This window comes from Paenibacillus sp. PastF-3, from assembly GCF_029893135.1.
GTDB lineage: Bacteria > Bacillota > Bacilli > Paenibacillales > Paenibacillaceae > Paenibacillus_AQ > Paenibacillus_AQ nitricinens.
Genome location: NZ_JARXWM010000004.1, coordinates 157621 through 169600, shown reverse-complemented (window position 1 = coordinate 169600; position 11980 = coordinate 157621). Strand labels below are relative to the sequence as shown.

At 43.8% G+C, this 11980-nt stretch carries 13 protein-coding genes; 12 read left to right on the top strand and 1 reads right to left on the bottom strand.

The genetic code is table 11. The features are described from left to right. Nucleotides 1-27: 27 nt before the first annotated feature. The 3 genes from M2444_RS10355 to M2444_RS10345 all read left to right on the top strand — a co-directional run bounded on the left by M2444_RS10355 (nt 28) and on the right by M2444_RS10345 (nt 3319). Nucleotides 28-1359, top strand: a complete 1332-nt coding sequence (locus M2444_RS10355; RefSeq protein ID WP_373455811.1) for a DNA polymerase IV — start codon at nt 28-30, stop codon at nt 1357-1359. 149 nt (nt 1360-1508) lie between these two features. Next, complete coding sequence (locus M2444_RS10350; protein WP_042186857.1) at nt 1509-1751, top strand: ferredoxin; 243 nt, start codon at nt 1509-1511, stop codon at nt 1749-1751. A 134-nt stretch (nt 1752-1885) separates the two neighbouring features. Further along, entirely contained in the window at nt 1886-3319 is a 1434-nt protein-coding gene (locus M2444_RS10345; RefSeq protein ID WP_094876139.1) for a L,D-transpeptidase family protein, read from the top strand. Here M2444_RS10345 and M2444_RS10340 read toward each other — a convergent pair. Beyond that, nucleotides 3316-3453 (bottom strand): hypothetical protein, encoded by a 138-nt coding sequence (locus M2444_RS10340; protein ID WP_167348489.1) that lies wholly within the window; start codon nt 3451-3453, stop codon nt 3316-3318. The two genes, M2444_RS10345 and M2444_RS10340, sit on opposite strands and share 4 nt — an antisense overlap. A 211-nt stretch (nt 3454-3664) precedes the next feature. Here M2444_RS10340 and M2444_RS10335 point away from each other — a divergent pair, with 211 nt between their 5' ends. From M2444_RS10335 to M2444_RS10295, 9 genes are all read left to right on the top strand, one after another. After that, on the top strand, nt 3665-4759 hold the full coding sequence (locus tag M2444_RS10335) for a quinone-dependent dihydroorotate dehydrogenase (RefSeq protein ID WP_094876138.1): 1095 nt from the start codon (nt 3665-3667) through the stop codon (nt 4757-4759). A 30-nt stretch (nt 4760-4789) separates the two neighbouring features. After that, nucleotides 4790-5602, top strand: coding sequence for a GTP diphosphokinase (gene yjbM, locus M2444_RS10330; RefSeq protein ID WP_042126350.1), 813 nt, complete (start codon nt 4790-4792; stop codon nt 5600-5602). Beyond that, entirely contained in the window at nt 5592-6044 is a 453-nt protein-coding gene (locus tag M2444_RS10325; RefSeq protein WP_094872292.1) for a DUF309 domain-containing protein, read from the top strand. The genes yjbM and M2444_RS10325 overlap by 11 nt, the downstream gene beginning before the upstream one ends. A 102-nt stretch (nt 6045-6146) precedes the next feature. Continuing rightward, on the top strand, nt 6147-7667 hold the full coding sequence (locus M2444_RS10320; protein ID WP_280786898.1) for an RsmB/NOP family class I SAM-dependent RNA methyltransferase: 1521 nt from the start codon (nt 6147-6149) through the stop codon (nt 7665-7667). 2 nt (nt 7668-7669) lie between these two features. Beyond that, nucleotides 7670-8434 carry a pseudouridine synthase gene (locus M2444_RS10315; protein WP_094876136.1) on the top strand — a complete coding sequence of 255 codons (765 nt, stop codon included), beginning with the start codon at nt 7670-7672 and terminating at the stop codon, nt 8432-8434. Nucleotides 8435-8465: 31 nt separating this feature from the next. Beyond that, complete coding sequence (locus tag M2444_RS10310) at nt 8466-9266, top strand: Cof-type HAD-IIB family hydrolase (protein WP_094872297.1); 801 nt, start codon at nt 8466-8468, stop codon at nt 9264-9266. A 267-nt stretch (nt 9267-9533) separates the two neighbouring features. Continuing rightward, nucleotides 9534-10007, top strand: coding sequence for a hypothetical protein (locus tag M2444_RS10305; RefSeq protein ID WP_280786897.1), 474 nt, complete (start codon nt 9534-9536; stop codon nt 10005-10007). 146 nt (nt 10008-10153) lie between these two features. Further along, entirely contained in the window at nt 10154-10444 is a 291-nt protein-coding gene (locus M2444_RS10300) for a hypothetical protein (protein ID WP_094876134.1), read from the top strand. Nucleotides 10445-10769: 325 nt separating this feature from the next. Continuing rightward, a complete protein-coding gene (locus tag M2444_RS10295) occupies nt 10770-11942 on the top strand; it encodes a serine hydrolase domain-containing protein (protein ID WP_179281673.1) in 1173 nt (390 codons plus the stop codon). Nucleotides 11943-11980: the final 38 nt, after the last annotated feature.

Sequence of the window (11980 nt, the reverse complement as noted above, 5' to 3'; positions counted from 1 at the left end):
CTAACCGCAGCGGAGAGGTATTCTAAATTGGACAATAGAGACCCTGAGGATAAGAAGGTAGATATTGTGCAGAATGTTGATCAGTATTATCCAACGAGTGGCAGGGTCATCCTGCATGTGGATATGAATGCTTTTTATTGCTCGGTACATGAGGCAGAGGATCCTGACCAATTCAGAGGTAAGGCTACTGCGGTTGCGGGTAGCGTTGAATTGCGGAAAGGGATTATTGTTACTTGTTCCTATGTCGCCCGCAGATTGGGGATCTCGACGGGTATGCAGGTTCAGAAGGCGCTTCGTATTTGTCCATCGCTTATCGTTATTAAGCCGGACTTCCATTTATACCGCAAATATTCTAATGCGTTTATGCAGATTGCTTATAGCTATACACCATTATTGGAGGCAGTGTCGATAGATGAATGTTACTTAGATATAACTGGCTCTCGACAATTCGGTACGCCTATGGAAATTGCGGAAACTATTCAGCGCCGTATAATGGAAGAATTGGGCTTGCCATGCTCCATTGGTATTGCTCCAAATAAGCTCCTGGCGAAGATGGCTTCGGATTTAAAAAAGCCAAATGGTATTTCGGTGCTGCGGCTGCGTGATGTACCTAAGATTTTATGGAACAAGCCATGTAATGAAATGTTCGGTATCGGTGGAAAAACGGCAGAGAAGCTCCGTAAGCTGGGAATTTACAGCATTGGTCAATTAGCGGCGTCTGATGAGAAAATGCTGGTTGAGAACTTTGGAGTTATGGGCTCATGGCTAAAGCGTGCAGGGAACGGCATCGATCATGGGATAGTAAATCCTGAGCGAGAACAAAGTAAGTCGATCGGACACACCACTACACTGCCTCGGGATGTTATTGGCCTCGCTGAGGTACGCCCCATTTTGCTGAATCTAAGTGATCAGGTAGCGCGGCGCTTGCGAAAGCAAGGGCTTGTGGCTTCAGGTGTGCAGCTTACCATTCGGACGCCGGATATGAAGACCATTACTCGTTCGCGTCAGCTTGAGGCACCTTCAGAGAGTGGAGAAGATATTTACAAGTCTGTCTGTGATCTTTATGTTCGACATTGGAATGGCGAGAAACCAGTCCGACTGCTTGGTGTGACCTTGCAAGGATTAATCGCAAAAGAGGATTCTGCCATTCAGCTGGATTTGTTCGATTACGAACAGCAGCCTAAGAAAGAGTCACTGACCAAGGCTATGGATATGCTTCGCAATAAATTTGGTGAAAATGCAGTTTTGACCGCTGGGATGTTAAGTGACACCCATTCTGCAAGACTCCGTAATCATAAGGAACGAGGCACCTCACTGCAAAAGGATAATCTGTTGTCTGTTGAGTCAGATAAAGATTGAAAAAACGTGTCGAAATTGATACTATAGAATGCGTCAGAAATGCAAACGTATTGAAAATCAATTGAAATTGTATTCTTTTTATATTAATATGAGAAAAATAAGACGCTGGTTCAACAGCGCAGCATTGCTTAACGGGAGGCAGAGAAAAAATGGCTAAGTACACTTGGGTCGAAAAAGACACTTGTATCGCTTGTGGTGCATGTGGCGCAACGGCTCCTGATATTTTTGATTACGATGATGAAGGTTTGGCAGAAGTTATTTACGAAAATGACAGAAACTGCGGTGTGACAGCGATTCCGGACGATTTGTTTGATGATCTCCAAGATTCCTGTGATGGTTGCCCAACCGACTCCATTAAAATTGCGGACGAACCTTTTAACAAAGAAGGTTAATTACTCGATAAAGAGTAACGTGCGACACCAGATAAAGACATCTTCTGCGAACATTTTGTTCGGCTAGGGATGTCTTTTTTGCTGTGTCTGACCGATATTAATAAAGTAGGAATTATAAACTCTCGGAGGTTCCGATGAAGAACTCACAGCACCTCAAAGCATATGTACAGATGCACCCAGATAACAAAATGGCATGGTACTTGCTGGGGAAGGAATACTATAAGAACGGTCAACATGGAAAAGCTAATTATTGCTTCAATCAGGCTGGTGAAGTGTATGAGGCTTTCGAGCATAGTAAGGTACCTGCTGAAATGCTGCGCGAATACGAAGATGGATTGCTGCAAGCGAGTCGCCAGCGTGAGCGCGGCCAACAAAGATTGAGATACATATCACTGGCGCTAATGCTTCTTATACTGTTAATGGTACCTTCAGCAGTGGCTCCGGGTATTGGTGTTACAGAAGAGCAAGAAGTCCTTCAAGACACGGCGGCTCCAGAAGTCAAAGATCTGTCAGATCCAAAAGACTCCGTCCAAGAGCCAGTTATTGAGGCGAAAAAAGTGATGTATACAGCGCAGGAAAATGCAACTGAGGCTTCGCAAGGGAAGTTAATGGCGAAAATGCTAATACGTAAAGAACCTTTTGAAGCTGCTGCGTTAGGGATGGAGCGAGAGGGAAAGTGGCTACTCTGGAAAGAAAAGCTTCCGCTAAATTTCACACTGCAAAAGAATGGAAAGGGCCGGATGGTATATCAGTCTTACGATCCTAAGGTATGTGCATGTGAGCCGCCAGAGCAAGGGCAACTCGCCAAGGATGGAGCAGAATGGCAGGGTGAACAAGAGGAGCTTGCCACACTATGGAGTGCAATCCGGGCTTATCAAGATGCTAAAGGGAAGCTTCCAGATACATTAGCGGATTTGACGGGATCTTTTCCTGAGAACTGGATAGGTGGGACGACAACCGTCATGAAGCGGGAATTCAGCCCTCTTAAAGCGGTGGCTAAGAACAAGATGGCACCGGGAACAGAAGACATAGCGCAGCCTTCAAGCTCATCTAACGATGGTGTGAGGATTATACCGACAGCATTAAGTGTGAGTGGAAGTGTTGCGAGTGACGTTCCTTTTTTTGATCAGCCGCTAAGGGTCGTTGTAGATAAACAAAATCACCGATTGGCGGTAGTCAGCGGTTCTATTATTCTAAGAAATTATGAGGTAGGACTTGGCGGAGATAAGACACCAGAGGGCAATTTCGTGATTACAGATAAAGTAGTCAATCCAAATGGCCGAGATGATGGGGATTTCGGTAGCAGAGGGCTTCAGCTTTCAGACAGTAATTATGCTATTCATGGCACGAATGAGCCTGACAGTGTGGGGAAGGATGAATCCCTTGGATGTATTCGAATGGGCAGAGGAGATGTGGAGGAGCTCTTCGCGCTGATTCCTAAAGGTACAACAGTAGTGATTAGTAAAGGGGTTTTGCCTGAAAAGCAGCTTGTGCCGGCTAAACGCTTCAGCTCTACTGCTAAGCATGATCAGACCAACCCCCATAAAGTATACCACTGGCTGAATTAGTTTCCTGCAACGATAAACAGAACGATGATTAGAAGAATTAGTAAAGTTAAACTGACGCCGATCCACATTAGCGCTTTACGGTTAACTTCTTCTTTCTTTTGCTGCAAAGTTGGTGGTTTACGTTTAGTAGACATACTGGGCATACCTTCTTTCTCTCTTAATCGCTGATTACACCTATATTGTAATGCGTTTACAAGAAAATTACTATACTCTGCGTTATGTACGCAACATACTCGCACTGTAAAATACTTTTCTTTTGTTCAAGAAAAGGCTAAAATTAAGAAGAAACCTACAGAAACGGGTAGACACGTGGATTAGTGAAGTACCCCTTAAGGAGCGAGAACGGTGTTGTATCGTAATTTTGGTAAACCAATTTTTTTCAAGATTGATCCCGAGAAGGCTCACCATCTCGTCATAGGTGGATTGGATAAATCGTCATCCGTGCCAGGTGGAAGCGCGGCGCTACGTTTAATGTACGGAGTTCCTGAAACGGCGGATTTAGCGGTTGATCTGTTTGGCACGCATTTCCCGACGCCAGTTGGTCTTGCTGCAGGTTTAGATAAAAATGCCGATGCGGTAGTCGGATTCTCTTCGATCGGGTTTGGATTTATGGAAGTGGGCACGGTTACCCCTAAGGGTCAACCGGGTAATGATAGCCCTCGATTGTTCCGTCTTCCTTCGGATGAAGCGCTGATTAATCGAATGGGCTTCAATAATGAAGGGGCTGATGCTATGGCACAGCGTCTGAAGAAATTAAAGAATCGGAGAATTCCTATAGCAGTTAATATTGGCCGGAATAAGATAACTAGTAATGAAGCGGCTCATGAAGACTATCGTCAGTGCATCCGTACGCTTTATCCGTACGGTGATTTTTTTGTGGTCAATATCAGCTCGCCGAATACACCTGGTCTTCGCAATCTCCAGCATGGCAGTGAATTATCGTTCCTGCTGGCGCAAGTGAAGGAAGAAATGGAGATTCAGCGTAAAGCGACCGGGATTACCAAAAGCTTGTTGGTTAAAATAGCACCAGACGTAAGTGATGGAGAGCTGGAGTATATGGTTCAGACGCTGACAGAAGCTGGTATGGATGGTATTATTGCTACGAATACTACATTGAACCGTGATGGACTTAGTCATGAAAAGGCTAATGAGACGGGGGGCTTAAGCGGCAAACCGCTGCGGGACCGCTCAACGGAGATCATTCGCAGTATTTATAGCCAGACGGAAGGGAAGATGCCGATCATAGGATCAGGCGGCATTTTCACCAGTCAGGATGCGTATGACAAGATAAGAGCAGGTGCGAGTCTGGTCGAAATTTATACAGCTCTCATCTACGAAGGACCGGAGGTTAACCGCAAATTGCATGCCGGATTACGGCAGCTATTACGGCGGGATGGATTCAGTCATATCTCTGAAGCAGTGGGTGCTGATCATCACTGAAGGAGACGAAAGGACAGGAGGACGAAGGCGATGGACGGCAGGGACTGGGGAACTTTTTTGCTTCCATATGAACAGACTGTGGAAGAATTGAAAGTTAAATTCAAAACAATGCGTTCGGAGTTGAAGAAAAGAGAGGAATACACGCCGATAGAATTCGTAACAGGGCGTGTAAAGCGGCTGTCAAGCATTCTGGAAAAGGCGAAACGGCTGAATGTGAAGATGGAAGATCTGGAGACGGGGATTGAAGACATTGCAGGAATTCGGATCATGTGCCAATTCGTGGAGGATATCCGCAGAGTGGCCGAATATATCCGGGCCCGTAAGGACCTTGAAGTACTCTATGAGAAGGATTACATCACTAATTATAAAGAAAGCGGCTACCGCAGCTTCCATATGATTATTAAATATCCTGTGCAAACAGCGCTTGGCCAGAAAATTGTGCTCGCGGAGATCCAAATTCGTACGCTAGCTATGAATTTCTGGGCTACCATAGAGCATTCCCTGAACTATAAATATCGTGAGAGTCTGCCCGATGAAATGCGTGTTCGACTAAAGACGGCAGCCGAAGCAGCATCGATCCTCGACAGTGAAATGTCCAGTATTCGGGAAGAGATTCTGGAAGCACAGAAGACATTTGAGGAAAACTCGAATATGACCACTCAGATTCTCAAGGCTATTCATCAATTGTATTTCTATCACTTGGTGAATGAGGCTATAGATACGCAGGCTCGCTTTAACGAAATATGGCAGGTTCAGGATATGGAAGCGATGAAGGAACTTCTAGATCATGTGCGGGGACTTCTTTCCGCAGCTAAAAAGGATAGTTTGCCGGATGGCTTATGAACCATTGTACTTGGAATACCTAGTGTACTTTAATCGTGACAGGGATTATTTCGAATGTCACGAGGTACTCGAAGAACTGTGGCTTGCCCAGGAACGAGATCCTTTGTACAAAGCACTTCTCCAAGTAGCGGTAGGGTTATACCATTTTCGCAATCAGAATGTGCGCGGTGCAGCTATTATGCTGAGTGGTGCTTCTGCCAAACTGGAAGAATATCCAGCAGCGACACTCGGGATTAATCTGGCGAAACTCGTGGAGGAAGTGAAAGATTATGTTCGGCGCTTAGCATCATATGATGAGCGGCCATTTTCTTATTACGATCTAACCATAGAGATTATTGATCCAAGTCTAGCGGACCAAGTGGAGAATGCAGCTGTAGCTATCACACCAAATAACCCTCAACGACGTGGTCCTCAGAGACCGACATCCTTTCATCGTAAGTAAAAGATCCTCTATATATGAGTATTGTATAAGGGACACCCGTAAGGGTGTTCCTTGAATCTTTAAACACCTAAATTTTTGCAATACTATCAGGAGGACGGCATCATGGCGGCACAATTGCCCAGTTCTTTCAGCGAGCGTATGATGGCCATGCTGGGAACAGATTATAATCAATTTGCGGATTCTTATAAGGAAACCCCATACGGAGGCGTCCGTGTTAACACCTTGAAGATTTCCGTGGAGAGCTTAAAGGCTCTTTCTACTTTAGGACTGGAACCCATTCCTTGGTGTCCGACAGGATTTTATACAGAGAACGGGGCTAGACCTGGTAAACATCCTCACTACCACGCAGGTTTGTATTACATTCAAGAGCCGAGTGCGATGGCACCTGTGGAATTGCTTAATATTGAACCAGGTGATCGTGTACTTGATTTATGTGCCGCTCCTGGAGGTAAATCTACGCAGATTTCTGCCAAGCTGTTAGGTGAAGGATTCCTGGTTAGTAATGACCTTCATCCAGAACGGACTAAAGCCCTAGCCAAAAATCTGGAGCTTTACGGGGTTCGTAATGGTATTGTACTGAACGAAAGTCCAGATCATATCGCGGCTGCATTCCCGCTTTTTTTTGACAAGATCTTGATTGATGCTCCTTGCTCTGGTGAAGGGATGTTCCGTAAAGATGAAGACATGGTGAAGCAGTGGGATTCAGGTACACCTGCCAAATATGCTTCCATGCAGCGGGATATTTTACGTTCTGCTGCAACAGCATTGGCACCGGGAGGTACCCTTGTCTATTCCACCTGTACGTTTGCCACAGAAGAAAATGAAGAAATTATAGCGGAGTTTATTTCTGAACATCCACAATTCTCAGTGGTAACGGTAGGAGGTACAGGCTCATTCGCTCCTGGCTTTGGAGCACTCTCAGGTACAGCTAGACTGTGGCCGCATAAGGTGAAAGGCGAAGGACATTTCATGGCTGTACTGCAACATGGAGGAACGAAGCTTTCAATGGAGGAACGTGATCACTTAGAGGTCAAGTTTAAGGAATCTGCAAGAACTACTACTCCAAAAGGTGTAGCACATGTTAAATCATCCAATAAATCAGAAGGAAGACGGGGGAAAGAAGGGAGACCTTCTCACAAACCTACTGGGGGAGCTGACCGTGGTCGGCAAGGCTCTGTTGAGGAGCAAGCTTTGGCTCTGTATGGGAATTTTGTACGAGATCAGCTTGGGTGGGAACCTAAAGGATATCCGGTTCTGTTCGGTGACCATCTGTACATTTCTCCACTTCCTAAGGAAAGACTAAATGGATTAAAGACGATTCGTCCAGGATGGTATGTAGGACAAATCCGTAACGGAAGATTTATCCCGGGACATCCGATGGCTACAGCTTTGCATCCGGAAGAAAGCTGCCGAAGTGTCTCACTCTCCAGTACGAATCATGAAGCTATTTCCTATCTTAAAGGAGAGACGTTGTCGATTTCTCAAGAACGTCTCTCTATTAGAATAGGAAGTGCCCAAAAGGGATATGTTCTGGTCTGCATTGATGGCTACAGCGCAGGCTGGGGTAAGTGGCAGGATGGCATACTCAAGAACGAATATCCCGCAGGCTGGAGGTGGATGTAACAATGAGCCAATCAGGTAAGCCCGCCAAAAAACAACGATTAGATAAAGTGTTGTCCCATATTGGAGTGGGGTCGCGCAGTGATATCCGTAAACAAGCTAAACAAGGCTTAATATTGGTGAACGGGACAGTGGTAAAAGATAGTGGGTTTCATGTGGATCCTTATGCCGATAAAATAGAGGTAGGGGGAGAGGTTGTTACCTACCGTGAATTCGTATATCTTATGATGAACAAACCCCCGGGTGTCCTGTCAGCTACGGAGGACAAGCGGGATCGGACAGTTTTGGATCTATTAAAGCACGAATATGCACAGTTTGAGCCGTTTCCAGTAGGAAGGCTAGATAAGGATACTGTAGGACTGCTGCTGATCACTAATGATGGGAAGCTTGCCCATGAATTGCTGTCGCCACGTAAGCATGTCCCGAAAACGTACGAGGCAACCATCGAGGGCGATGTAGACGCGGATGATGTCGCGGCTTTTGCAGCAGGGGTGGAGCTAGAAGATGGCTACGTTACTTTACCTGCACACTTAACCATTCTTGGTAGAGAGCGTGGCGGCAAAGTGATTTCTCATATTTCACTTATCATCACTGAGGGGAAATTTCATCAGGTGAAGCGTATGTTTCAGGCGGTTGGCAAAAAAGTCACTTTTCTGAAACGTGTATCTATGGGAGAATTGAAGCTGGATGAAAGTCTGCCGCTGGGAGCTTGTCGGGAACTGACGTTAGAGGAACTGGCACTCTTAGGTACAGAATCATCTCAAGGATAATATAGAAAAAGAAAGACAAGGATGGTGGAGTATGAGATACAAACTGATTGCACTAGATGTGGACGGTACGCTATTAAATGATGATCACCACTTAAGCTCTGAGAATAAGGAAGCTATTGCTGAGGTTACACGTCTTGGCGGTCAAATCGTATTGTGTACGGGACGCAGTCCACAGAACTCGATTCCTTTCATGGAGGAAATGGGGCTGACCGGTTACGTGCTTGGTCACAATGGAGCAGCGACGGTACGAGTGGAAGATCGAGAAGTGCTGCATCAATATGGTATGGATGCACGTGGTCTTGACCCCTATATTGACTATTGCCGTAAGCACAATATTCATTATGATGTGAATACTGCTTTTGATATGTATGTTGATAATGTAGAGAATCTGACTAAAGAAGCTAATTATATGTATGAGCACTTCCGCATTGTGCCAGCGACGCTACCAGCCTGGGAAGATTTCCGTGAACCGGTTGTTAAGTTTACTGTATTTACACAGCCAGAAATCCTTGACGAAGCTGAACGTGAATGGCGTACTTGGGCTCCTGAGTACAATATTTTGCGGAGTGGTGAATTTTTCGTTGATTTGATGCATCCCGAATCTTCTAAGGGCAACGCATTAAGAAATCTCGCTGTGAAGCTGGGAATTCCGCAAGAAGAAGTCCTCTCTATCGGTAATTATTTTAATGATATTTCTATGCTTACTTATGCGGGGATGGGCGTGGCGATGGATAATTCTCCTATAGAGGTAAAAGCGGCAGCGAATGCTGTTACGGGTTCGAACAACGAGCATGGTGTGCGTGATGCACTGGTTAAATACTGTTTATCCTAAGTTCTTTTGAATTTGAAGAATAAGTTTAGATGCAAAGCATAAAGCGGGCTTAAATCCGTTTTATGCTTTTTTGTTATTGAAAAAGTCGGTTGTTCCACTACTCTTTGATTTGCAAATTTCATTTTCTCCTTCAATCTCTAATCATATTTGATATAATTGATAGATATTAATTCCAATATTTAGTTGATATGTAATTAGTAACATGATGGGATACGGACTCCGATAAGTTGTTAGCTTTTACTGATATGAATACGAAGGAGGGAAAGGATGAGGCGTACTTCTTATTATGTGTTATTAATTTTGATTATTCTAATAAGTGGATGTAGCGGTGGTAATCCAGATAGAAATTTAACAATGAATTATGATTTCGCTGAACCGTTTAGATTTCCATTTGAAGTGAATGAAGTTCGTACGGAAGTAGAAATGGATGATCCATATGCACTCCAACAATATGTATTTCATTATAAAAATAAGCAGACTACACAGGAAATAAAGTTAATTCTTAGTAAGGTTATTGATGATCCAGAGAATATATCAGAGGTAGGTAAGTCACCTTTTACACTAAAAAATGGTAAGCAAGCCTATTACGAGGAGGATGAGAATAGTCAATCCATTTGGTGGGAAAGTAAAGATGGTTTCTTGGCCCGCTTTGTTTATTATATCAACGGGTATCTTGATCCGTTAGGTGATTACAAATTGAATGATTCTGATTTAATAGACTTAGCTAATCAGGTTCAGTAATTTTATGAATGCACATCCGTCTAGGATTAAGCTATTGGAACCCATAGTAAAGCTTAAAGGGGTGAAATGTTATTCGAAGTTCTTTAATACATGTACTCCCGTTAATTCTCCTTATATTTCTGTTGGGATGTAATAATGACGGATATATGCTAAAAGGGGAAAGTGAAAGTTGGAAAGGTGACTATAGAGTTAGTGTTACAGGAAATAGCAGGAGTGGAAAATATACCTTTAACTATCAGAAAGATGATTGGAAAGATGTTGGTAAATACACTGTAACCGTCGGTAAGAACGAGCTCATTTTAGAAGAAGATGGTTTGTTAAACCGCTCAATAATAATCACGGATGATCAAATTAGTTCAATTCACGATCAAGAAAGTACTAAAGATGTAAGCATTGAATGGGACGGGAAAAAAGAAAAAATTGAATTAAGCAGGTAGGCGTAACATACGCCATTACTATCCCCAGGCACCATAGGATGTTTTATGGATCATAAGGCTTAGCTGATGGAGAGACTGTTCAACCCAAAAGCGTAACATGGAAATTATTCGTTAATACTAAGGTAGAACAGCGTTTTCAGCTCGATTCATGGCAGCAGCCAACTGGAAGCGAGGCCGTATAGAATATTTAAATATAAAGTTGACCTTCCAGTTTGGTGGCTTTTGTTGTAAGAATAGTAGTGTAAGGGTATTATTGGTAAGGTGCATATTTACATTTTTGAGAATTGATATTGCAATTCGTAGAATGATAGGGGGAGTGCGAATCATGTTATCATCCACAGAGCTAAGCAAGCTGAATGAGGCGAATTACAGGGAGGACCGTTTAGAGGCACTTAATCATTTTTATGAGGATCTCTGTGATCAGAAAGTGGCTGATGGTTATATTTATTCTCTTAGTCGTTATGGAAAAATATTTGTTAATGGAGCGGGGGGACGCTTCAGTTACGAAGAAGATAGCACCCAAGGAATGAAAACGGATACAATCTTTCGGATCGCTTCAATTACTAAGCTCTTTACGGCAACAGCGATCTGGCAGCTAGCAGATGACGGTAAGATTTTCATGGGGCAGCCAGTTAGTTCTATTCTTCCTGAGTTTGATGCCGATCCTTTTAAGCCGATTACAATTGCTCATTTACTGACGCATACCTCCGGCATCGCACCTGATCATGGCACTATAAGTGATACCTACTATAAAAGTGCATGGTGGTATATTTATGAATCAGAGCTCGGAAAAGAAAACTGGATAAAAGCCGGACTTTCTTATGGTATTCGTTTTCCGGTAGGCACGCAATGGATGTATTCCTCGTTCGGATACGTGGTTCTTGGTGCAATTATCGAGAAAATAACAGGTGTGTTTGCAGAAGATTACATAATGGACAACATTGTAAAACCGTTAGGCATGACAGATACTTTCTTTGATATACCGCCTGAGAAAGCTGGTAGGATCGCCATTCGTTCGGAAGAGGCTAAGGAATATCTTCAGAAACTTCAAGCAGGCGATCTAACCGATGAAGAAAGAAAGTCTGATGAGGAAATCAAGACTCCCGGGACTGGTGGGGGACTGTATTCAACCGTTAATGATCTACAAAAGTTCGGAATCATGCTGCTTAACCAAGGGGAATACGAAGGTGGTCATATCTTAAGCCGGATGGCTGTTCAGAAAATGACCAAGCGGTTTAATTCTGAGAAGCTTCCAAATTACGCATGGGGAGATGGAGGAGCAGATAGACCCTACGGTCTTGGGCCAGACCTTCGATATAATGAAAGTACATCTTATTCTGAAGGCACTTTTTTTCACGAAGGATGGGGGTCTTGTTCTTTGGTCGTTGATCCGGTAGAAAAGCTGATTGCCGTTTGGTATATCCCTTTTCATAAAAATATATGGGACGGTAGAGGGATTTTCGGCTCAAACAATGTGATCTGGTCCGGACTCGAATAAGAAAAAGATTATATGTTGTGAGATATCAAAGATAGGCA